At 57.9% G+C, this 21,209-nt stretch carries 21 protein-coding genes; 6 read left to right on the plus strand and 15 right to left on the minus strand.

Features of this window, described 5'->3' with window-relative positions; translation table 11 throughout:
* The first annotated feature begins 359 nt into the window (after positions 1–359).
* Positions 360–2,129 carry an ABC transporter ATP-binding protein gene (locus ACTQ33_RS02180; RefSeq protein WP_441461753.1) on the plus strand — a complete coding sequence of 590 codons (1,770 nt, stop codon included), beginning with the start codon at positions 360–362 and terminating at the stop codon, positions 2,127–2,129.
* Between the two features lie 84 nt (positions 2,130–2,213).
* On the opposite strand, the gene ACTQ33_RS02185 is transcribed toward ACTQ33_RS02180, so the two are convergent.
* On the minus strand, positions 2,214–2,846 hold the full coding sequence (locus ACTQ33_RS02185) for a hypothetical protein (RefSeq protein ID WP_441461755.1): 633 nt from the start codon (positions 2,844–2,846) through the stop codon (positions 2,214–2,216).
* A 293-nt stretch (positions 2,847–3,139) separates the two neighbouring features.
* Positions 3,140–3,313 carry a hypothetical protein gene (locus tag ACTQ33_RS02190; protein ID WP_441461757.1) on the minus strand — a complete coding sequence of 58 codons (174 nt, stop codon included), beginning with the start codon at positions 3,311–3,313 and terminating at the stop codon, positions 3,140–3,142.
* 186 nt (positions 3,314–3,499) lie between these two features.
* Between ACTQ33_RS02190 and ACTQ33_RS02195 the strand changes: the two genes are divergently transcribed.
* Together ACTQ33_RS02195 and ACTQ33_RS02200 are read left to right on the plus strand one after the other, a co-directional pair.
* Entirely contained in the window at positions 3,500–4,444 is a 945-nt protein-coding gene (locus ACTQ33_RS02195; protein WP_441461759.1) for a TerD family protein, read from the plus strand.
* Between the two features lie 13 nt (positions 4,445–4,457).
* Positions 4,458–5,162 (plus strand): AIM24 family protein, encoded by a 705-nt coding sequence (locus ACTQ33_RS02200; RefSeq protein ID WP_441461761.1) that lies wholly within the window; start codon positions 4,458–4,460, stop codon positions 5,160–5,162.
* 182 nt (positions 5,163–5,344) lie between these two features.
* Here ACTQ33_RS02200 and ACTQ33_RS02205 read toward each other — a convergent pair whose 3' ends face one another.
* Positions 5,345–6,250 carry a LysR family transcriptional regulator gene (locus ACTQ33_RS02205; protein WP_441461763.1) on the minus strand — a complete coding sequence of 302 codons (906 nt, stop codon included), beginning with the start codon at positions 6,248–6,250 and terminating at the stop codon, positions 5,345–5,347.
* 166 nt (positions 6,251–6,416) lie between these two features.
* Between ACTQ33_RS02205 and ACTQ33_RS02210 the strand changes: the two genes are divergently transcribed.
* Genes ACTQ33_RS02210 through ACTQ33_RS02220 form a run of 3 tightly spaced genes read left to right on the plus strand, consistent with a single transcriptional unit; the run spans position 6,417 to position 7,925 of the window.
* Positions 6,417–6,947, plus strand: a complete 531-nt coding sequence (locus ACTQ33_RS02210; RefSeq protein ID WP_441462034.1) for a chromate transporter — start codon at positions 6,417–6,419, stop codon at positions 6,945–6,947.
* On the plus strand, positions 6,944–7,501 hold the full coding sequence (locus ACTQ33_RS02215) for a chromate transporter (protein ID WP_441461765.1): 558 nt from the start codon (positions 6,944–6,946) through the stop codon (positions 7,499–7,501). Before ACTQ33_RS02210 ends, ACTQ33_RS02215 begins: the two co-directional genes overlap by 4 nt.
* A 10-nt stretch (positions 7,502–7,511) precedes the next feature.
* Entirely contained in the window at positions 7,512–7,925 is a 414-nt protein-coding gene (locus ACTQ33_RS02220; RefSeq protein WP_441461767.1) for a hypothetical protein, read from the plus strand.
* 44 nt (positions 7,926–7,969) lie between these two features.
* Here ACTQ33_RS02220 and ACTQ33_RS02225 read toward each other — a convergent pair whose 3' ends face one another.
* The 12 genes from ACTQ33_RS02225 to ACTQ33_RS02280 form a co-directional block, all read right to left on the minus strand.
* On the minus strand, positions 7,970–9,466 hold the full coding sequence (locus ACTQ33_RS02225; RefSeq protein WP_441461769.1) for a lactate racemase domain-containing protein: 1,497 nt from the start codon (positions 9,464–9,466) through the stop codon (positions 7,970–7,972).
* A gap of 17 nt (positions 9,467–9,483) precedes the next feature.
* Entirely contained in the window at positions 9,484–10,320 is an 837-nt protein-coding gene (locus tag ACTQ33_RS02230; protein WP_441461771.1) for a triose-phosphate isomerase family protein, read from the minus strand.
* Entirely contained in the window at positions 10,317–11,603 is a 1,287-nt protein-coding gene (locus ACTQ33_RS02235) for a glucose-6-phosphate isomerase (protein WP_441461773.1), read from the minus strand. The genes ACTQ33_RS02230 and ACTQ33_RS02235 overlap by 4 nt, the downstream gene beginning before the upstream one ends.
* A gap of 3 nt (positions 11,604–11,606) precedes the next feature.
* Positions 11,607–12,761 carry a class II fructose-bisphosphate aldolase gene (locus ACTQ33_RS02240; protein WP_441461775.1) on the minus strand — a complete coding sequence of 385 codons (1,155 nt, stop codon included), beginning with the start codon at positions 12,759–12,761 and terminating at the stop codon, positions 11,607–11,609.
* Between the two features lie 13 nt (positions 12,762–12,774).
* Positions 12,775–13,941, minus strand: coding sequence for an N-acetylglucosamine-6-phosphate deacetylase (gene nagA / locus ACTQ33_RS02245; RefSeq protein ID WP_441461777.1), 1,167 nt, complete (start codon positions 13,939–13,941; stop codon positions 12,775–12,777).
* Positions 13,942–13,953: 12 nt separating this feature from the next.
* Positions 13,954–14,769 carry a glucosamine-6-phosphate isomerase gene (locus tag ACTQ33_RS02250; RefSeq protein ID WP_441461779.1) on the minus strand — a complete coding sequence of 272 codons (816 nt, stop codon included), beginning with the start codon at positions 14,767–14,769 and terminating at the stop codon, positions 13,954–13,956.
* Positions 14,770–14,787: 18 nt separating this feature from the next.
* Positions 14,788–15,465, minus strand: a complete 678-nt coding sequence (locus tag ACTQ33_RS02255; RefSeq protein WP_441461780.1) for a response regulator — start codon at positions 15,463–15,465, stop codon at positions 14,788–14,790.
* A complete protein-coding gene (locus tag ACTQ33_RS02260) occupies positions 15,462–16,976 on the minus strand; it encodes a sensor histidine kinase (protein WP_441461781.1) in 1,515 nt (504 codons plus the stop codon). Before ACTQ33_RS02260 ends, ACTQ33_RS02255 begins: the two co-directional genes overlap by 4 nt.
* A 125-nt stretch (positions 16,977–17,101) precedes the next feature.
* Complete coding sequence (locus ACTQ33_RS02265; RefSeq protein ID WP_441461783.1) at positions 17,102–18,208, minus strand: ABC transporter substrate-binding protein; 1,107 nt, start codon at positions 18,206–18,208, stop codon at positions 17,102–17,104.
* 54 nt (positions 18,209–18,262) lie between these two features.
* Complete coding sequence (locus tag ACTQ33_RS02270) at positions 18,263–19,054, minus strand: ABC transporter ATP-binding protein (protein WP_441461785.1); 792 nt, start codon at positions 19,052–19,054, stop codon at positions 18,263–18,265.
* On the minus strand, positions 19,030–19,809 hold the full coding sequence (locus ACTQ33_RS02275; protein ID WP_441461787.1) for an ABC transporter permease: 780 nt from the start codon (positions 19,807–19,809) through the stop codon (positions 19,030–19,032). Before ACTQ33_RS02275 ends, ACTQ33_RS02270 begins: the two co-directional genes overlap by 25 nt.
* Before the next feature lie 140 nt (positions 19,810–19,949).
* On the minus strand, positions 19,950–21,104 hold the full coding sequence (locus tag ACTQ33_RS02280; protein WP_441461789.1) for a diphosphate--fructose-6-phosphate 1-phosphotransferase: 1,155 nt from the start codon (positions 21,102–21,104) through the stop codon (positions 19,950–19,952).
* Positions 21,105–21,209 lie beyond the last annotated feature (105 nt).

Here is a 21,209-nt window from a genome sequence, read left to right on the forward strand (position 1 = left end):
AACTCCTTATGTACTTTGGGGAATCCCCCGGTATTTCTTAAATTCGTTTTAATAAATCCGTTGTGCATCCCCAATATATTTTTATTCCTCCCCTAAGATATCACCTTTTTATGAAAAACACAAACAGATTTTTAAATTTCTTTTATAATTGCATCCTTTTGGCTCTTTGCATAATGATTGACACTTTTATTTGTTCAACCTGCCGGAATTCCCGTTTACTGTATTTTATGCGGCACTGTACCGCCGTACCATTCCAAATCGCCAGTATGTTTTCTCTTCACCGGTGGATGCAGGCTTGTGAAACAGCAAAATATCTGTTACAGTAAATGGCAGAACAGAAGGTTCCGGAGGCGGTCGCCATGAAAAAGAATCAACAAGTTTTCGCCATTTTCAAAAAGATCTACGGGCTGTTGGAGCGGAGACAGAAACAGGCCTTTGCCCTGATTCTGCTGGTGATGGCCGTATCGGCGGCCCTGACCCAGTTTACGCCCAAGGCCATCGGTTGGCTGACCGATGACATTCTCCAACAAAATTCCCTGGATTTTTTGAAGATTGTCCCAACTTTGTGCGCCATTCTTGTGGTCACCGTGGTCAATGAACTTTTGAAGATCGGCCGGAGACTGCTGGTGGAGGACACAGCCACCAAACTGGAAAAGAAAGCCCGTGGGCTGGTCATTGTCTCGCTGCTGCGGGCACCTCTGGCCTTTTTCAAGGAGACCATGACGGGAAACATCCATGGACGATTGAACCGCTGTCTGGATGGCACAGTAAAGCTGGAAAAGCTCCTGTTTATGGACCTGGCCCCGGTCATATTTAACAGTGTGGCCGCCGTAGTGGTGATCGTCACCACCCTGCCGCCGGTGCTGGCCCTGCCCATGCTGCTGGTGGTCCCCATTGGTATCGCCATTGTATTCCGCCAAATCAGCACCCAGCGGGGCATCCGGGTGGAGCTGCTGGAAACCAAGGCGGCCATGGACGGCTCCATCGTGGAGCTGCTAAACGGGATTGAGGTCATCCGCATCATTGACAGTGTGTCGTTGGAACAGGCGCGGTTTGACCGGAAATCGGAGTTTTTGCGGGCCAAGGAAATGCGGCACCACGTTCAGATGGCCAAATACGACTGTCTTAAATTTCTCAACGAAGCGGTATTTACCGTACTGATGATCGGCGTTTCGGCCTATCTGGCCACGCAAAACGTTATCAGTACCGGCGCCGTTCTGACCTCCTATCTCTGCTTCAATCAGCTGCTCAAGCCCCTGGAGGAACTGCACCGCATTCTCGATGAACTGTCGGAGAGCATGGTACTGGCCGAGGACTATTTCCGTTTGGCGGAGATTCCCTGTGATTTTTCCTTCCTGCCCGTGGAAGCGGCCCAGTCTGCCCCGGCGACACCGCCGGAAACCGCCATCGAATTACGACGGCTGTGCTTTGCCTACCATCCGGACAAAGTGATTCTCCACGATTTGGACCTGTCCATCCCCCACGGTATGTTTCTGGGCATTGCCGGTCCCAGCGGCTGTGGCAAGTCCTCCCTGATCAAAGCCATCTGCAAATTGGAAAACTACACCGGAACCATTCGGATTGGTGGCCGGGATCTGCGGCAATTTTCCAGAAAAGAACTGGCGGATACCATCGCCCTGGTACCGCAGAATCCCTTTCTCATCGCCGGGACCATCTATGAAAACGTCTGCTATGGGTTGGAGCGGCAGCCCACGGAACAGGAAGTCCACGCGGCCATTGAACAAGCCTGTCTCCGGGAGTTTGTGGACAGCCTCCCGGACACTCTCCATACGGTTTTGGCCGAAGGCGGCGCCAATCTGTCCGGCGGACAAAAACAGCGCATTGCCATTGCGAGAATCTTTTTGCGGAAGCCGGAAATTCTGATTCTGGATGAAGCCACCTCGGCGCTGGACAACACCTCGGAACGGCTGATTCAAAGCGCCATCGAACAGCTGATGAAGGAGACCGGTATGACGGTGCTCTCCATCGCCCACCGGCTCACCACGCTGAAAAACGCCAACCGCATTATCGTCATGGACGGCGGCCGCATTGTCCAGAGCGGTACCTATGGGGAATTGATCGAACAGGACGGCATTTTCAGCGATATGTACTACGGGAAGCTGAAATAAGCTACATACAGTCCCAACCTGAAAGAACGGGGGTGCTGCACTGGGCAGCACCCCCGAAACATTTATCAGATGGACTTTGCACCGTCAGCGCTGGGCGTTTCTGCGCTGTTTTTCAATGCTCCGCTTGCGGAATACAATGCACAGCACAATGTACAGCACCAGCATTAGGATAACGGTTCCTTTCTCAAAATAGCCATACAGAGGACGAGAGACAAAGTATTCGCCTTCCGTCATCACCTTGTCAAAATCGCCCTTCATATCCACATAGTGGTCTTCCACATCCAGATAGGGGCAATCCACCTGGGCTATTTGCTCCTCCGTCAGCGGGACCCACCGGCCCACCGGCATCCGCCGCATGGGGGATTCCAGAAGTTCCGTGGAGTCCCAGTCCACGCGGACCAGAACACTCTCCTCGTTTTCCAGCTCCAGTTCATAATAGTTTTTGCCGTCGATGACATAGGGCGTATCGCGCAGGCGGCCGATGGTGTAGAACGTGTCCATGGTTTCAAAATCAGCAATGGAGGATGCCAAGGGCGTATCGGCGGTAGGTTCAGCGCCGACGTCTCCCGGCTCCAGTTGCAGACTTTCCATGTAGGCCGGGTAAGTAACCCGGTTCGTATACTGCCGGTACAGGGTTGTACTGAGCAGAAGCACAGCCGCAGACACCACAAAGGCGATCAGGATGGCTGGAATGGCATATTTGGGTACTTTGATCATAAAAAAACTCCTCCATTCTCTTTTGCACCTTGCTGCGGCGGAATGCTTCCCATGAGCGCATCGGCTGGGATACGATTCCACGCGGCTGCCGGGCCGCTCGCAGCATTGGACAGAATGGAATTATCATACCGCAGATTCCGCCGCCTGTCCAGCAATTTGCAAAATCTTCCGGTTATGTGTTGGATTCCCTATGATCTCCGTTGATGGTTCCGCCCATGCACAGCTTCCAGACCTTGCACAAACTCCCCATTGATCTTTAGCTTGGCGCGCCGTCGTGCGGCAGATGTCGAATGCTATCCCTCGATGTGCTGATGGGGAACATCCACCTTGATATGGAACTGCGTCAGATTGCCGACCCAGGTGGTGACGGAGCATTCCACAATCCGGCCGTTTTGCGCCCGGTGGGACGACAGAATGCGCAGGGTAGGTAGACGCGGCCCTGCGCGGCTGAAAAACCGTTTTGGCAAACTGTGTCCCGTCCAAAGCAGGAAGCCCCGTCCCCATATTGAAAAATCTCTATCAAAAGAGGGCTTGTCATCTGCACCGGCAGACGGCAAGCCCTCTTGTTTTCTGATTTTACTACAGGTTTGTTCATTGATGGTTTACAATTTTTTTGCTTTATTATATAATGATCTCACCTTGGGAGCACTGTGATGGCTGACGGCATTGCCGTATGTTCCGTCGGTGCTTTACTACGCGGATGGGCAGCAGCGCCAATGCTGCCAGAATGCATCAACTTGCCACATCAACCGGGCTTCTCATCTCTTGCTAAAATGTACGGTATTCGTTCCCGGATGCCCAATCTGTCGGGAGGAATTTTTATGATGCCTGTCGCCAATCGCACCTCCACGCCATGGACGCGCAGTAATCTTCCCTCTTTGAATCAAACGACCTCTACTGCTGTGAGCCGACATACGGTTGCCAGTCTGAATCGTGGACGCGCTTCGCAGCCGCTTGGTTCTTCTTCCGCTTCTCCACGTCCAGCCCCCGCTCCTCAGCCTGTCCCCACGCCTCAGTCTGTCGCGCCGTTCCCCGTGCCTCCCCTGCTGCATCCACTGCAAAAAGGGCAGAAAACTGCCCTTGCACTCTCAGGCGCACGTCCCAGGCTGACGATTGGCGTAGGTTGGTCCGTCACAAATCCCCGCTGTGATGTGGATGTATCGGCATTTTTACTGACCAGCAATAACCGCGTTCCCGGTGATGACTGGTTTGTTTTTTACGGTCAGAACCAAAGCCCCGACCGCAGCGTTTTGTTCCATAGCGAACCCGCAGGGGGCGACCGTCAGCACATCGATGTGGATTTGTCCCGTCTGGATACCCGCATCTGTAAAATCGCCCTGGTGTTGACCATACATGAGGCACTGGAGCAGAAGCTGAATTTCAGCATGATACGGGATGCGTATATCCGGATTTTATCCTCCGACGACCACAAAGAGCTTTTAAGTTATCAAATGGCCGACTATTACAGCAATGTGACTTCCATGACCATTGGTGAACTCTATCTGCATAATCAGCAATGGAAATTCAATCCCGTCGGCAACGGCGTAAGCCAGGATTTAGCCGGTCAATGCGCCATCTATGGCGTAGAAATTAGTTGAGGAGGGACAGACCTTGCTGACATTTGAAACCATTAACGAATTAACATTAAAAGTTACCTGCCGCGGGAGCGATACTTTGATTGCCAAAGCCGGCGCGTTTATCGCCGGAGAAAGCCAACACGGGAAAAATTATCGCTTTGAAAAGCTTCTGCTGGGTCCTCAGACCGGTTTTGCGCAGGCAGCCCTCGGATCATTGATCCGTCGTGCCACCGGAGAAAATATCCCGCTGATGAAAGTGATGTTCAGCGGCGACTCTGTCACCTATTATGCCAGTTACGGCCGTCATGTGGTCATTTACCACCTGGAACCTGGGGAATCCATTTCCGTGGAATCAGAAAATCTCTTGGCTTTCACACAGGACTGTGATTATACGGTCCGCTTTATCGGTGTCGGCATCTTATCGCAAAAAGGCTTGGCTACCACTTTTATAACCGGTCGAGGCCGAGATGCATACGTCGCAGTTTTGTCCGACGGCAATCCCATTGTCATCAGTAATGTCGGAACACAGAACGCCATCTCTGTAGATCCTGACGCAGTCATCTGCTGGATTGGAAATGGAGCCTGTGATCCACAGGTAAAGGTGGACGTGAATTGGAAAACCTTCATCGGCCAGACCTCCGGCGAATCCTATGCTTTTGAATGGTCCCCAGGCCAGCCTGTCACTGTCATTCTACAGCCATCTGAGCGTTCAGGCGGTATCCGGGTGGGGATTGATTAACGTTCCCCGCTCCCGCAATCTGACCGCAAGCGCGGTCTGTCCCTTGATCGTCGCCAAAAGAACCGGCTGATCTGCGACACAATCCATGGCGCTGCATACAGCATCCAAGCATGCTCACTGACGGAATATTTACATAACTGCCGGCGGCCGGGTCGATGTTCGACCCGGCCGCTAATGAGTAATTACCGCGCTTCCTCTGGATTGAGCATCATCTGTGAGCATGTCTCAAAGCAGTCCATCAACTCCAGTGCTGACGGTGTCAAAAACTTCTGCCGATGCCATACGATATGGTTTTCCCGCACGAAGGACTCGTCCGCCAGTACCACAGTCGTCACCATACCGCTGTCAATGGCCTGCTGCACCAACTGCCGGGGCAAAATCGAAATTCCCAGACCCGCGTGGACTGCTTGCAGGATGGCTTGTGTGCTGACACTCTCCATAATAGGGTCCAGCGCAATCCCATGCATTGCGAAAATGTGGTCCACAAAGGACCGGCTCATGCTGCCGGGATTGCGCAGAATGAACGCGTCGTGCCGGAAGTCCCCCAGACACAGCCCGGAACACGATGCCCGGCCGTCGTCCGGCGGCAGAATCATCACCAAACGATCATCTGCGATTCGGCGGGAGAGCAGGTCTTCGTGATAAATCGTCCCTTCCACCACGGCAAAATCCAGCTGATTGTCAACCAATGCCGTTTGCAGCGTCTGCCCGGTGGCAACCGTGGTCCGGACCTGCAGCTGGCGGTGCTGCCGGCGGAACCGGCACAGCACCTGGGGCAGCAGCACATTGCCGATGGTGAGGGTCGTACCGATGCGCAGAGTCCCCAGTTCCTCCCAGTTCCGCAGATTCTTTTCCAACTGGTCAAAGGAATCGAGAATGTGCAGGCTGTAGGTATAGAGACGTGTTCCGGCCTCTGTCACATAGAGTCTGCGGTTGATGCGGTCAAAGAGCCGTACACCGTAATACGTCTCCAGCTCCCGAATGGCCCGGGTAACCGCCGGCTGTGTCATACACAGCGCCTCGGCGGCCCGGGTGATGCTCTTTTTTTGATAGACCGCTTGGAATATCTGCATATGGCGTAATGTCATGGTTCCATCCCCATTTTTATCATACCAATATCGCTATGAACTATATAAAATAATAGCATTTTACGAAATAATTGGGAAGCCGTATAATAAGTGCAATGAAAGGAGCGATGAGGCAGTGCCAGAATCAACAAAACAAAAAGGCGCGTTGCGCAAACTGTTCTTTACCATGCTGTATATCAGCACCTTTACCTTTGGCGGCGGTTTTGTCATTATCACGTTTATGAAGAAAAAGTTCGTGGATGAACTGCATTGGATCGATGAAACCGAGATGTTGGATCTGACGGCGTTGGCCCAGTCCTCTCCCGGCGCCATTGCGGTCAACGCGGCCATTCTGGTAGGCTGGCGCGTTGCCGGTTTCCCCGGTATGGCCGTGGCGGTTCTTGCCACCATCATTCCCCCCATGGTCATCCTGTCGGTGATTTCTTTCTTCTACGCCGCCTTTGCCGCCAACACCTATGTGGCCATGGTCCTGAAGGGTATGCAGGCCGGTGTCGCGGCCGTCATCCTCGATGTGGTGGTAGGACTGGGCGCCAATGTGGTGAAAACCAAGTCCATCATCCATCTGGCCATCATGGCGGCAGCCTTCATCGCCACCTTTGTCTATGGCGTCAACGTCATCTACATCATTCTGGGCGCGGCAGCCATCGGCATCCTCCTTGCCATGTATGACCGCAAGAGAAAAGAGGAACGCCAATGATCTATCTGCAACTGTTTTGGAGCTTTATTCAGATCGGTCTGTTCTCCATCGGCGGCGGTTACGCGGCCATGCCCCTGATTCAGGCCCAGGTGGTGCAGCACCACGCCTGGCTGACCATGAGCGAATTCACCGATCTGATCACCATTGCGGAAATGACGCCCGGCCCCATTGCCGTCAACTCCGCCACCTTTGTGGGCATCCGCATTGCGGGACTGCCCGGCGCGCTCATCGCCACCTTCGGCTGTATTCTCCCCTCGCTGTTTATTGTTTCTCTGCTGGCGTTCATCTACTATCGCTACAACTCCCTGTCCCTGCTGCAAAGCATCCTGGCCAGCCTGCGGCCGGCTGTGGTGGCCCTGATTGCATCCGCCGGTCTGTCCATCCTGCTACAGGTCGTATTCGGCGGTCAGGCTATGGCATTGGAGGTTGTCAACTGGGTGGGCGTTGTTCTGTTTGTCGCGGCGTTTTTCGCCCTCAGAAAGCTCAAATGGAATCCCATTCTGGTGATGGTGCTCTGTGGCGTGGGCAATCTGTTGGTGGGCCTGGTACGGTAACGACAAACCCATGAAGCATTGGACCGTGCAGCGGGGCAACAAACTTCACCGGCTCTCCAACGCCCAGTCCCTTCCGGCAGCCTATATCCGCCGGAAGGGCGCTGCGGTGCTGGTGACCGACCCCATGGAGCGGGTGCTGCTGACCATAACAACGCCTGTTCCGGACTGCTTTTTCATTCTTGGCGCGGCAGGCGACTGCGGGACTGCGCAGCAAGATGGATATGCCACCCTCTCCCTGCACTGGGGCAACGCCGCCCTGACGCTGACGGCGGCTGAAACCGGGCAGACGGCCATTCTGCGGGAGACGACACCCGTAGGCCGGATTACCCGCCAGTCGGACACCGTGGACTTTCTGGTTACCGAAGACGCCACTCCGGCGGAATTTGCAGCCCTGTTCTGGGTGCTGGCCGAAACGATAAAATGACGAACTCGCAGCGGAGTTCGTCATTTTATTTTTATCCGTGGAGCTTATCCGCAGCAGGGATGGCCCGTTGCGCCGTCGCGGCTGTGGCTGTTCTGGCTGGGGTCCTTCATGCACAGGTGGACCGCCGCCGTGGTGAAGGTCTGGGGCAGGGCCAGAATGTTGGGGTTGGGGCCCACAAACTTCTTCTTGGCATCCTCCAAGGCCTCCTCAAAGGTGGCGCGGGTCTTGAGACCCATACCACGGGCAATGCCCGGTTCCCGTGCGCCGACGATATAAATGGCGCTGGTGTGCTCCTCGGCCAGATGGCCGCAGCTCATCATACTGAAGCCGTGGAAGGGGTGGAAAGCGTTGGTAAAGCGGTACTTGCGGATGTACTCGGCGTTGGTGCCGAAATACTCGCCGTAGCGGTTCATATCCGGCAGAATGTTCATATAGTCATGCTGGAACATCTCATACAGCTCCCGCAGGTAGGGCCAGCGCTCGTCGTGGAAGTAGCCGTCGCAAATGCTGGAAACAATGAACACGCACCGGTCGGAGAGGATGCGCTTGTGGCGGATGACCTGGGCCGAAAGGGCCTGCATCATCTGAATGGGATTGGTGCCCATGCCGTTGCCGTAGTGGAAATTGGTGGGCATACCGAACACCACCACATCGTACTTCTTCTCGGCCCAGTGGACATAGGTGCGCTTATCGGCGGTTTTCCAGGAGATGGGCTGCATCTCCTTGGCCCAGCCGGAGTTGATCTCGATCTGACGGGACCTGGTATCCAGCACGGCATCACAGCAGAAGAACTTCTTGCCCATTTTCTCTTCCATGTGCATACCCTGCTGGTCGAACTTGTGGCGCATTTCGCTGGAGGTGGACACGGGTACGAAGTCCTGCCGGTGCATGACCTGGGGCACATGGTGGGCGGCGATGGACCGCCAGTGGCTGATGCCGGTGGCACAGTGCTTGTAGCCGCCGGAGTAACCGCCGTAGGGATTGCCCTGGGTGTGGCCGATGAGAACGGCAATATCGGCGTCATAGACGTACTTGTTCATGATGACGTGGTCGCCCTGGGCCGTATAGCCCAAATCCACCAGATGGTCATAGTCCTCGCTGTCGTGGCTGGTGATCTGCCCTGTGGGATAGAACTCGTTGAACAGCTCGGGACCCAGGATGGTGCGCATTTCCGCCACGGTGGCCCGGGGATGGAGGCCGTTGGAGAACAGCAGCAGCACATCCTGCTGACGCACACCGGCGCTGTACAGCTCATCCAGGCAGGCCCGGATGGCCACCTTCCGGTGGGAGGTGGCCTGATTGCCGCCCTTGACGATGTCGGGGATGACGATGACCACGGTCTTGCCGGGGGCGGCCAGGTCCTTCAAGGGTTCCATGCCGATGGGATTGCGGATGGAGTGCAGGGTGGCTTCGTACAGGGCCTCCCAGGTCTGCTCGATGCAGGGGGGATCGGGTACGGTGACGCCGGGAATAAACACATCGGTGTTGTCCGGCAGCTCGGCGCTCATAAAGCCCTGACCGTATTCAAACTCCAGTTTCATTTGTCATTCCTCCCATATCAGTGGCCCAGATAGAGCCGGATGATCTCCAGATATTCCTGCGGATAAAAGCCGATTTCCCCGGAAAAGCGGGTCAATGCGATAAGGCCGCCGTCAATGTCATCAATCGAAGCCAGCATGGCGGCGTTGTCGGATTTCAAGCCGCCGCCGTAGACCACGTCCAGGCCGCCGGTGCGCTCCTTGACGAAGCGGGCAATTTTTTCAATGTAGGGCTTGTCGGCTGGGGTCTTGCCGGGTCCGATGGACCAGATGGGCTCATAGGCGATAACCACCCGGCTCAAATCGGCCCCCTGCAGGCCCACTTCCAGCTGCTGGCCCAGGACCTGCTGCCATTGCTCCTGCTCCTCGCTCTTTTCGCCGATGCAGTAGAGCACCCGCAGTCCGGCGGCCTGGGCTGCCAGAATTTCCCGGTTCAGCAGCCGGTTGACGGCGGCAGGGTCCACCACACCGGCCTCGGCCAGGATACCGGCCTTGTCATTGCGCTCCTCACAATGGCCGATCAACGTCCAGCCGCAGCCCAGGGCGGCGGCGGCATGGGCGGGACGGTTGGTGGTAAAGGCGCCGAAATTGCCGCCCACAGCCGTATCGTCCCGGTAAACGCCCTGGCAGCCGATCTGCACGGGGCTGTCCTCCGTGCGGGCAGCAGCGGCGGGGATCAGATGGGCCTCGGGAAAAAAGTCCACAAACTCCGCCTCATCGGCATTGTAGTCCCCAAGCCCCGCCTGGGTCTGTTCCACGATAACCTTTCCCCACTCCGCCGGAGCGGCCAGACGGTTGACGCCGCCCAGTTCCACAGGAATGTCGAATCGCTTGAGATTTAAAAACAGATGTTTCATTGCATACCCTCCGGTTTTCCCAGATTCTTGAACATATAGCCCTTGTAGTTCTCCACGCCGGGCTGGTCAAAGGGATTGACGCCCAGCAGCTTGCAGGAGAGATAGCAGGCAAAGAGGAAGAAGTAATAGAGCTGGCCCAATGTGTGGGCGTCGATGGCAGGGATCGAGAAATTGAGGCACGGAATGCCCCGCTCGCTGTGGGCCTCCATAGTGGCCTTCCGGGCAATGTCGTTGATATCCCAGAAGTCCTTGCCCTCCAGATAGTCGAAGTAATCCTTCTTGTCGTCGTGGGGGAAGATCACAGAAGCGTCCCGCTGACGCACTTGCAGGAAGGTTTCAAACAGGATGGGACTTCCCTGCTGGACAAACTGGCCCGTGGCGTGCAGGTCCTCGGAGTTGGAGGCCACCACTGGATAGAGGGCCGTATTATTCTTGCCCTCGCTTTCGGCAAAGGTCTGGACCCACCATTTGGCGAAGTAATCCAGGCGGGGTTCAAAGAAGGACAGCATTTCCAGGCTGTAGCCACGCTCCAGCATCAGTTTGCGAATACAGGCGTAGCGCAGGGCCAGATTGCTCTGGGCCGGTTCCGAAAAGAGGCGGTCGCGCATATGGCGCATACCGTCGGTGATGGCCATGATGTCGATACCGGCCACGGCCATGGGAAACAGGCCCACGTCGCTGACGACGGAGAACCGGCCACCCACCCGCTCCGGGAACTCCAGGAAGGTGTAGCCGTAATCGATGCACAGCTGTTCCAGGCTGGAACCGGGCGTACCGGCGGCGAAAATCCGCCGGGCGGCATCCTCGGGGCCGTAACGCTTCTCCAGATACTGGCGCAGCATCCGGAACGTGATGCCCGGCTCCAGCGTCTCAAAGTTTTTGGCAATGCAGTCGATGTAGATGGATTGATAGCCGTCCAGCTCCTCCAGGGTCCGGGCCATTTCACAGGCGGAGATGGTGTTGCCTGCCCAGAGAATGGCCGGGCCGTCCTTGGGCCGCAGCGCCTTGATGGCGGCCCGGGAGGACTGGTTGGAGCCGCCAATGCCGATGACCACCAGGGCGTCGCCGTCGGCCCGGACCCGGTCAGCCTGCTGCTGGAGCCAGCGGACCCGCTCCGGCCCGGCGGATTCGTCCACGGAGTGCCAGCCCAAGAACGGCTGATACTGGGCCTCTCCGGCCACGGCCTCTGCCAGCAGCGGGGCCGCCCGGTTCATGCGGGCTTCCAGCTCGCCGGGGGCGATGACGTTTTTCCGGTCGATGAGAGAGAGGGTGATTTCCTCCATGGCTTATCCCTCCTTGCGGTAGCGCTCTGCCATTTCCTCCAGCGTTACATACTCCACCAGAGGGGCGCGGCCCACGCTGCCGAATTCCACAATGAGGGTGCCCACGGCCTCCTGGACGCCGCGGCGGATGGCGTCGGTGACCAGGGCCACGGTGCCGTCGTCGCCGGTACCGTACATGACCGTATCCATAATGGGCGGCAGGAAAGCGCGGGGGTCGAAGGCCTCCCGCTTTTCATCCAGCAGCGTCCAAATGCCGCCGACGCGGTCGTCGTTCTTCAGCTCCGGGTGGTCCCGGAACAGCTCCCGCAGATTGCGGGTGACGGCCAGACGGATATCCGTATCCACATTGATCTTGCCGATACCGCAGGGAATGGCGGCTTTCAGCTCCTCCTTGGAAATACCGTAGGCGTTCTGGATGTTGCCGCCCAGGGCGTTGATCTCCTGAACAATGTACTGTGGCACCGTGGAGGAGCCGTGTGACACCAAAACACCGAAGATGCCCTCGTGATTCATGCACTCTTTGATGGCAATGGGAATTTCCCGGCGCAGCTTGACGTTTTTGCCCTTGCTGGCGCCGTGCATGGTGCCGTAGCTGATGGCCAGGGCATCCACACCGGTCTTGCGGAAGAATTCCACCGCCGACAGCGGATTTGTATAGGTGGACGTGGCGGCAAACACATGGTCTTCCACACCGGCCAGAACGCCCAGTTCACCTTCGACGCTGACGCCGCGTGCATGGGCGTACTTGACGACCTCCCGGGTCAGCTCCACGTTTTCTTCAAAGGGCAGGGACGAACCGTCGATCATGACGGAGGTATAGCCGCCCTCAATGGCTGCCACACAGGAGTCGAAGTTCTTGCCGTGGTCCAAATGCAGCACCACGGGAATGGGGCTGTCGGCGGCAAAACGTTTGACCGCGTCGGCAATGTTTTTCGCGCCGCGCTTTTTGTCCTCCAGGGTGCCGTTCTGAAAGTCCGTCCGGCCGCCCATAAAGGCGTTGGCCAGGTCGGCGCCCTGCAAAATCGCAGGAGAACGGAACATCTCATGGACGGCGATAACGGCCTCGGCCTGGGCGACGGCGTTGACATTGAAAGCGCCCTGGGCATAGCCGTGGGCAACGGTGGCCTCCAGAACGGGGCGCATGGGTACCAGTGGCATGACGATTCTCCTTTCAGCAGTTGGGACGGGTGTAGACGGAATGACCGGCGGCGAAGGTCTGCACCACCTGGCAGGCCCCGTCCAGCAAAACCAGATCGGCGTCGCAGCCCACGGCCAGACGGCCCTTGGAGGGCCAGCCCATGAGACGGGCCTGGTTCTCCGACAGCATGGGGGCGATCTGCTCCAGGGGGCGGCGGGTAAAGACCAGCAGATTCCGCAGGGCCTGGGCCATGGTCAGGGTGGACCCGGCCCGGACGCCGTTGGGCAGTTTGGCATCGCCGTCTTTCACAATGACGTCGTTGACGCCCAGCTTGTACTGGCCGTCCGGCAGTCCGGCAGCCATGATGGAGTCTGTGACTGCCAGCATTCTGTGCATTCCCTTGGCCTTGCAGTAGAGCCGGACCGTGCCGGGATGGAGATGGCGGCCGTCGCAGATGGCCTCCACATAGGCGTCGCTCTCCAGAGCCACGCCGAAAATAGCCGGATCATGCTGATGGAACAGCCGCATGGCGTTGCCCAAATGGGTCACGGAGCGGACACCCGCATGAATGCAGCCCATGGCGCAGTCGTAGCCCGCGCCGCTGTGGCCCATGGCGCAGACCATGCCCAGGGCCGTAAGCCGGGGCACCAGCTCCACCACGCCGGGAATCTCCGGCGACAACGTCACATAGCGGATATGGCCGTTGGCAACAGTCTGATACCGGGCAAAGAGATCGTAGTTGGCCTCGTGCATCAGCAGATGCTCCGGCATGGCCCCCTTGTACTCGGTGGACAGGCAGGGACCTTCCAGGTGGATGCCCAGCAGGGGCGCGCCGTCATAAGGGCCGCCCTCAATGACCTGCCGGGCCTGTTCGATGCACCACAGCGTTTGCTCCACCGTGTCGGTGAGAATGGAGCACAGCCAGCCGGAGACGCCCTGGGAGGCAAAGAACCGTCCAATGGTCCGCAGCCCGTCCACGTCGGCGGCATTGACGTCCACTCCGGCGGCGCCGTGGGTGTGGAGGTCCAGGAAGCCGGGCAGAATCTGCAATCCCGCCGCATCCACCTCCGGCAGCCCCTTGGGGTTGGTACCGTCGGTGGTCAAGGCGGTAATGACGCCGTTTTCCACAGCCATGTGCAGCGGGACCATGGCTCCCTCCGAAAGCAGCGTGCCGTTTTTCAGAAAAAAGGTGTTGTTCATGGGAAAAACCTCTCAATAGGCCCGTTGGGCCGCGTTGGCATTGACATACAACCGGGCGTCGGGATGGTTCTGGGCCAGGGTGGCGGGGAACGACGCAGTAACGTCGCCATAGGCCGCCCGACGGCACACGGCCCGGTGCCAGTCACGGAACACGGCCAGACGGAGTTTCCGGGCCGACAGAATTTCTTTCATGCCAATGGTGACGCACTTTCTGGGCATATCTTCCAGAGCGCCGCCCAAATCGCCGATGCAATTGGTGGCCCGGGTCTCCGGCGCGATATCCAGGACGCGGGTGGTCAGCTGGGCAAATTCCTCCGCCGTCAGCTGGGGCTGCGGCTCGTTGAAGGCCAGATGGCCCGTGATGCCAATGCCGCCGAAGGCGATATCCACACCGCCCAGTTCCTCAATCAGCGCCGGGATACGGCCCAGATCATTGGGGTCCGGGAAGATGCGCTGCGCCTCCGGCACCACCAGAGCCGGATCGATCTTGCTGTATACCTCCCGCTCCATAAAGCCGCGGAACGAAAGGGGGTCATCCTTTGCAATCCACTGACCGTTGTCGGTGAGGTACTCGTCCATGTTCAGGAACCAGCAGTTCCGCAGGGACAGCCCTTCTGCGTTGACCAGCCGGACAAAAATGGGATACTGTCCCACGGGGCCCACAGGGCAGATGAATACCGTCCGCTTCCCTGCCGCGTTGTTGCGGCGGATTTCGTCGCACATCTCCCGGGCCAGCTCATAAAAAACCTCGCCGGAGTCGCCCAGCTTGACAATGGGGAGCTTGGCGCCCTTGCCCAGTTCCGCGGCAGACAGATGATAGTAATCCATTACAGTACCTCCTAAAGATCATTGGAACAGGTGTTCCAGCTTCATTTGGCGGATCATTTTTACGATTTCCTTCGTGCGGGTACACCCGAATTTGTGCAGCAGTCCTTTGATCTGCGTTTTGATGGTGACCACCTCCACGCAGCGCAGCCGGGCAATTTCCGCCACCTTTTTCTCCTGGAGCAGCAGCTTTACCAGCTCCCGCTCCGTAGGCGTCAAATGGGCCACATTATTGATAAAAAAGATCAGAGAGCGCTCGCTGCGGCGCAGCCGGGCGTATTCCTCCAGGACCGTGGCATGGATGCGGGGGTCCAGCTCCGTATGACCGGCATACGTTTTGCGGACATGTTCCAGCAGATGCGCCTCCTCGCAGCCCTTGACCACATAGTCCACGGCTCCGGTGCCCATGGCGCTGGTAATCATGTCGTTGGTCTCGTGGGCCGTCAGAAAGATGATCTTGATTTGGGGATGCTCCAGCAAAATGGCCTCGGCGGCCCGGATACCGGCATCCACGGTTTCCATTTCTATGTCCATCAAGATCACGTCGCAGGGGACCTGTGCGGCCAGCGCCACAATCTCCGCGCCGGTGGCGGCGCTGCCCACCACTTCCATATCCTCCTGCGCAGCCAGGGTGTCGCAAAAGTCCTCCCGCAGCAGCGGTAAGTCCTCTGCAACCAGAATGCGAATGGGTTGGCTCATGGTTCACGTTCCCTTCTGCGTGCGTCGTATGCGGGCAGCAGAATCAGAAAAACGGTGCCCCCGCCGGTTCGATTTTCCAGCCGCAGCCGCCCCAGGTGGCTGCGAACGATTTTACGGACGTAATACAGACCCATGCCCCAGTTGTAATTGGTATTTTTACTGGTAAAAAACGGGTCAAAGATGTGATTGCGGGTTTCCGGCGGAATGCCGGGGCCGTTGTCCTCCACAGAAACAATGGTCCACATGCGCTCGTTGCGGATGCGGAGGGCCACCTGCGGCGTCGGGCTGTGCTGGGCGGCGGCCTCGTAGCCGTTGCACAGCAGATTGCAGACGGCCTCGCTGAGATGGGATTCGTCGGCCAGAACCTGCCGCTGGGACTGTACCTCCACCGTCACGGGCGCATTGGGATATTTGTCGTGGAACCGCCGCACGCTGGCCTCGGCCAGCTGTTGCGACGAGATCGGAACCAGTGAGATGGAATTGGATTTCACCGTACGGTACAGCTCGTCCATTCGTCCCAGCAGTCCCTCGTTGAGTTCGTGCAGCTGCCGGACATAGGCGCGAATCTCCTCCAAATCCGGCTGCGGCTGCTCCAATGCCCGGGACAGCTTCTTGTTGAGAACGCGAATGGAAAGCAGCTGGTTTTTGGCGCCGTGGACAAAGACGGATACGCCTAAACCGGCCGTATCGAACTTTCGTTCCAGCATGGCATCCTGTCGGGAATCGTCATAGACCAGCTTGGTGTAGCACATGAGGTTGTAGCTGCCGAGCACCACCACAAACACTGTACACAATCCCAAAACAATCCAGGATACCTCCGGCAGAGACGCGCTGATGTAGCTGGTAAAGCCGTGCCGGATATACTCGGAAAGGAACATATGATAGATCTGCGTGGGGTCTTTGGTGGCGTAGAGCAAATATAGTGCCGATGTACAGAGGAACGACAGGAGGATGTAGCGGGTGTTACGCTTGAAAATGGGCATGGTGGTGGAGCGGTACTCCTGTATCAGCAGCAGCATGGATACCGCCAGATAGAGCACCACCCACACCAAACCCGCCACAATAATCCACGGCAGAATCCAGTATCGTCCATCGACCACGGCGTAAAAAACGTCGGGAAAGTAGAAAATCAGGCTGAGCAACGCCGGTACGGCGGCGGCGATCCGCAGCTGTCTCGACCGGCGGCGCAAGGCGCTGATCATGGTCAATTCCAGGGCCGCGTAGAAGGCAAACAGCGGAAACAGCGTCCGGCCCAACGCCACCAGGTAGCCCAGCTGCCCCAACGGCAGCGGCAGATATTGCAGCCAGACCTGCAAATCTGTCAGCAAAAAGAGGAAGACCGATTCCCGGGCCGCCGTACCGCCCATTTTGGCAATGTAGATCACGATGCCGGACAGCATGACCAGATTGGAAACGTTCATACCCAGGAGATACACGGCCAGGGAGTCCCGCCGCCGGACGGCTACATAGATGGATGTCAGCAAACAGAGCAGCAGTACAATAATCAGCATGGACTTCCCTCCCACGAAATCGCGTGATACTGGTTTTATTATACTGCCGCCGCACCTCTATGGCAAGCCGGGGCTCCGCCTCAAACGGAGCCCCGGCGGGGTGGTAGCACAGAAAAAATTACGAATTACTGGGCGCTGTAGGCATCATAGGCGGCCTGCATCACATCGAACAGGACGTAGTTCTCCACAGGGACTTCCTCGGTAACGGTGCCGTTGTTGAGGAAGACCTGCTGCTGGGCCTCATAGTAGCCGCGGATGGTATCAAAATCACCCATGCAATCCACGGTGCCCTGCCAGTTACCCTCACCGGTGGCGGCCAGCATGGTGTCCTCGGGGGCGTCCAGCTTGGCGGCCAGCATCTTGGCGACCTCATCGATGTTCTCAGCGCGGTAGACCTGAGCCTTCAGAATGGCCTGGCTGAACCGAACCAGAATGTCCTGGTTGGCAGCGGCGTACTCGCTGGTGCAGATGAAGCTGGAGGGGAAAGCGGCCTGGTCTGTGTAGTCATTGTTGGTGCCCAGAACCAGGTAGTCATCGCCCATGGCTTCCGCCAGGGTGACGGTGTTGGGGGACCAGGTGGCGGCGGCGTCGATCTGGCCGGAAACCAGAGCGGCCGTCATGCCTTCCACGTTCATTTCCACCGTGTTGATGTCGGCTTCGGTAAGGCCGGCGTCTTGCAGCACGAACTGCAAAATGATCTGAGAGGAGGTGCCGGTGGCCACGGCCACGGTCTTGCCCTTCAAATCGGCGGCGGATTCAATGCCCTTGGCCTTGTTGGCAACCACGGCGTCAGCCTGGGACAGCTGATCGAAGGCAAACACAGCGGCATCGCCCTGGATGCACAGGGAGTGGGCGCCGTGGCCGATCTGGGAGATATCGATATCGCCGGAGGCCATGGCGGAAATCTCAGCAGGGCCGCCGGAGAACTGATAGGGCTCCACAGTCAGGCCCACTTCCTCAAAGTAGCCCTGCTCCATGGCCGTGAACAGGCTGGAGGCGGAGCCCAGGTTGGGCATATAGGCCACGCGGACGGTGGCAGGCTCATAGGTGGGCGTTTCCTCCGTGCTGCCGGTGTCCTCGGTATCGGTGGTTTCCGGGGTGGTGTCCGGAGTGGTGTCGGTGGTTTCCGGAGTGGTGTCCGGGGTGGTGTCCTCGGCGGGCTTGGAGCCGCAGGCGCCAAGGGACAGGACCATGGTCAGAGCCAGTGCAAGCGCGAGTAACTTCTTTTTCATGTAGGTTCCTCCTTAAACTTATATGTCGGATGGATTGTACATCCGCTGGCAACATTATTTCCGTACGGACAGATACTCCTGATACACCTGGCTCCAAATATGGTTTTTCAGCTCCAGGAATCGGGGGCTCATCTTGGTTTCCTGATCGCGGGGGTGGGGAATGTCGATATCGACAATTTCCTTGACCCGGCCGGGGCGGGCGCACATGATGACCACGCGCTGGGCCAGAATGATGGCCTCTTCCACATCGTGGGTGATAAAGAAGCAGGTCTTCTGCTCCTTTTCCCAAGTGTTCAGCAGCTCCTGTTGCAGCTGGGTGCGGGTCTGCGCGTCCAACGCGCCGAAGGGTTCATCCATCAGCAGGACCTTGGGGTTGACGGCGTAGGCTCTGGCAATAGCCACACGCTGTTTCATGCCGCCGGACAGCTCCTTGGGATACGCTTTGGCAAAGCTCTCCAGGTCCACCATCTTCAAATACTTGTGGGCCAGCTCAGCGCGTTCCTCGGGGCCTTTGCCCTGGAGTTTCAGGCCGAATTCCACGTTCTTTTCCACAGTGAGCCAGGGGAACAGGGCGTACTGCTGGAACACAATGCCGCGGTCGGGGCCAGGACCTTCCACCGGCTTACCGTCCACCAGGACCTGGCCCTCGGTGGGCGTTTCCAGACCGCCGATGATATTCAGCAGTGTGGATTTGCCGCAGCCGGAGGGACCGACCACACAGATAAATTCGTTTTCGTGAATGTCCATGTCCACGCCGTTGAGGGCGACCATTTCGCCGTTGCGTGTCTCGAACTTTTTGACCACATGATCGATGTGGACCTTTACTGCTGAATTGTTTCCTGCCATCCCGTTAACCTTCTTTCCAGGAATTTTACAATTTTCTCAAAGCAAATACCCAGCACACCCAGGAGAATGATACCCATGAGCACCACATCCATCTGGAAATAGCCGTTGGCCTGCTGGATCATCATGCCGATGCCCTTGTCGCCGCCGACGATTTCCGACGCCATCAGGGTGGTCAGGGAGGTGGACAGGCCCAGGCGGGCAGCCACCAGAATAAACGGTGTGGACGCCGGGATGGTGACGCGGAAGAAAATATCCCGCTGCCGTGCGCCCAGAACGCGGGCGGCCTTGATGAGGGTGGTATCCACATTGCGGACACCCTGATAGATGGTGACCACCATGACCAGGAACGACGCGATGTAGATGACGGTGATCTTGCCGGTCTGGCCAACGCCCAATGCCACGGTAATCAGGTAGACGTAGGCCAGGGGCGGAATGTTGCGGATGAACTGAATCCAGGGCTCCACCACATGGCGGAAGGGATCGTACCAGGCCATGAGGAACGCCACAGGAATCGCGGTGATAAACGCGCAGGCAAAGCCGATGAGAACACGGGACAAACTGGCCCAGATGTGTCCCCACAGAACACCGCTGGAGGCTTTATCCACCAGTGCGTTCACAACCTGAATGGGATCTGCAAACACATAGGACCACTTGGCTGAGGCAAACAGCCAGAGCAGAATCGCCACTCCCAGAGAGATCAGGAGCCAAACCCAATTGGGGAGCTTACTCCAAACAGAGGATTTTTTCAGTCTCATGGTATCGAGCCTCCTTTTGATGGCTCCAGTATATCAGACAATGTTCCTTGGAAAAAGTATGAAGTTTTCTCCACCTTTTTCCCGGGAAAAATGGCAGGAGCATCGTCTGTGAAATGACAGACGATGCTCCTGATTTGGTTTCAGAACAAGCGGGCCATGGACGGCAGCGCCGGGCCCAGCAGCGGGGCGCACCAGCTGCGGAACGCGTCGGTCACATCCGTGCCGTCGGCGGTGAGGTACTCGGTCGACAAGGTTCTCTCCCCCAGCATGACCTCCTCAATGGGAATCAAGAAGGTTTCGCAGGCGTAGCCGGGGCCGTTCAAACGCCGCAGACCCACCATTTTGCCGCTCTCCCCTGCCAGGGCCGCCCGGCAGGCCACCCGGGCCACCTCTTCGGCCTCGGCAGCATCCACCGGCGACTGCCAGGCAATGGAGGCCCGGGCCAAAATCCCCGGCTTTTCGCTTCTGGCCTTGATGCCCAGCCGCCGGACAATGGTCTGGGCCAGATGGGCCGAAACATCACCGAAATAGGTGGATCGGCCCGTCTGGAAAATGGGCGGTACAATGGGCGTACCGTCGGCTTTCCGCAGCCCCTCGCTGGCCACCACCACCACGCCGCCCAGGCGGTGATACAAGGCGGACACCCGGTCGAGAAATTCCTCCTCGTCAAACGCACGCTCCGGCGGATACAGCAGATGGGGGCCGTCGCCGTCCTGTTCTCTGGCCAGGGCGGCGGAGACGGTGGTCCACCCGGCATTGCGGCCCAGGGCCTCCAGCACCACCACATGGATGGGCAGGCTCCGCACATCCACCGCCAGCTCCCGCACGGTACCGGCCATGTACCGGGCCACGCTGCCGAAGCCGGGGCAATGGTCCGTAACGGCGATGTCGTTGTCCATGGTCTTGGGGATGCCCATGACAAAAATCCCCTTGTCCCGGCAGACGGCAGCCAACTTGCCGCAGGCGTCCATGGTACCGTTGCCGCCGTTCATCAAAACGTATCGAATGTGATGCCGCTGTAAGATTTCGGCCATTTTTTCGTAGTCCTCCGGCTCCAGAGCGTCCCGGGAGGTGCCGATGGCCGTGGCCGGCGTATGGCGCAGCCGTTGCAGCTGGTCCTCCGGAACGGCTCCAAAGTCCAACAGTTCCTCCCGCAGCAAGCCGCCTGTCCCGCCTTTGGCGCCGAAAACCTGTCCCACGGCGCCGCTGCGCCGGGCCTCGTCCATGGCGCCGTACAGCGAACAGTTGAGAACCGCGGTGGGGCCGCCGCCGTGGATGATGATGAGATTGTCCATAAGCCGTCCCTCCTTATAATCCAGAACCAGTATAGCCCCGGCTCCGCCGGTTGAAAAGGTGGAATTATCATCATACTTCCCCATTGGCAAATACACATCGCTCCG

This window comes from Candidatus Avoscillospira sp. LCP25S3_F1 (assembly GCF_052117125.1).
Lineage (GTDB): Bacteria > Bacillota > Clostridia > Oscillospirales > Oscillospiraceae > Avoscillospira_A.

Excerpts from the sequence above, each read along its gene's own strand:
- ACTQ33_RS02240 (WP_441461775.1), bottom strand. The coding sequence starts at position 12,761 with ATGCCACTGGTACCCATGCGCCCCGTTCTGGAGGCCACCGTTGCCCAC.
- ACTQ33_RS02205 (WP_441461763.1), bottom strand. The coding sequence starts at position 6,250 with ATGACATTACGCCATATGCAGATATTCCAAGCGGTCTATCAAAAAAAG.
- ACTQ33_RS02210 (WP_441462034.1), top strand. The coding sequence starts at position 6,417 with ATGCTGTATATCAGCACCTTTACCTTTGGCGGCGGTTTTGTCATTATC.
- ACTQ33_RS02185 (WP_441461755.1), bottom strand. The coding sequence starts at position 2,846 with ATGATCAAAGTACCCAAATATGCCATTCCAGCCATCCTGATCGCCTTT.
- ACTQ33_RS02235 (WP_441461773.1), bottom strand. The coding sequence starts at position 11,603 with ATGGAGGAAATCACCCTCTCTCTCATCGACCGGAAAAACGTCATCGCC.
- nagA (WP_441461777.1), bottom strand. The coding sequence starts at position 13,941 with ATGAACAACACCTTTTTTCTGAAAAACGGCACGCTGCTTTCGGAGGGA.
- ACTQ33_RS02260 (WP_441461781.1), bottom strand. The coding sequence starts at position 16,976 with ATGCTGATTATTGTACTGCTGCTCTGTTTGCTGACATCCATCTATGTA.
- ACTQ33_RS02180 (WP_441461753.1), top strand. The coding sequence starts at position 360 with ATGAAAAAGAATCAACAAGTTTTCGCCATTTTCAAAAAGATCTACGGG.
- ACTQ33_RS02230 (WP_441461771.1), bottom strand. The coding sequence starts at position 10,320 with ATGAAACATCTGTTTTTAAATCTCAAGCGATTCGACATTCCTGTGGAA.
- ACTQ33_RS02270 (WP_441461785.1), bottom strand. The coding sequence starts at position 19,054 with ATGGCAGGAAACAATTCAGCAGTAAAGGTCCACATCGATCATGTGGTC.
- ACTQ33_RS02265 (WP_441461783.1), bottom strand. The coding sequence starts at position 18,208 with ATGAAAAAGAAGTTACTCGCGCTTGCACTGGCTCTGACCATGGTCCTG.
- ACTQ33_RS02280 (WP_441461789.1), bottom strand. The coding sequence starts at position 21,104 with ATGGACAATCTCATCATCATCCACGGCGGCGGCCCCACCGCGGTTCTC.
- ACTQ33_RS02195 (WP_441461759.1), top strand. The coding sequence starts at position 3,500 with ATGGCTGACGGCATTGCCGTATGTTCCGTCGGTGCTTTACTACGCGGA.
- ACTQ33_RS02255 (WP_441461780.1), bottom strand. The coding sequence starts at position 15,465 with ATGAGCCAACCCATTCGCATTCTGGTTGCAGAGGACTTACCGCTGCTG.
- ACTQ33_RS02215 (WP_441461765.1), top strand. The coding sequence starts at position 6,944 with ATGATCTATCTGCAACTGTTTTGGAGCTTTATTCAGATCGGTCTGTTC.
- ACTQ33_RS02220 (WP_441461767.1), top strand. The coding sequence starts at position 7,512 with ATGAAGCATTGGACCGTGCAGCGGGGCAACAAACTTCACCGGCTCTCC.
- ACTQ33_RS02275 (WP_441461787.1), bottom strand. The coding sequence starts at position 19,809 with ATGAGACTGAAAAAATCCTCTGTTTGGAGTAAGCTCCCCAATTGGGTT.
- ACTQ33_RS02225 (WP_441461769.1), bottom strand. The coding sequence starts at position 9,466 with ATGAAACTGGAGTTTGAATACGGTCAGGGCTTTATGAGCGCCGAGCTG.
- ACTQ33_RS02250 (WP_441461779.1), bottom strand. The coding sequence starts at position 14,769 with ATGGATTACTATCATCTGTCTGCCGCGGAACTGGGCAAGGGCGCCAAG.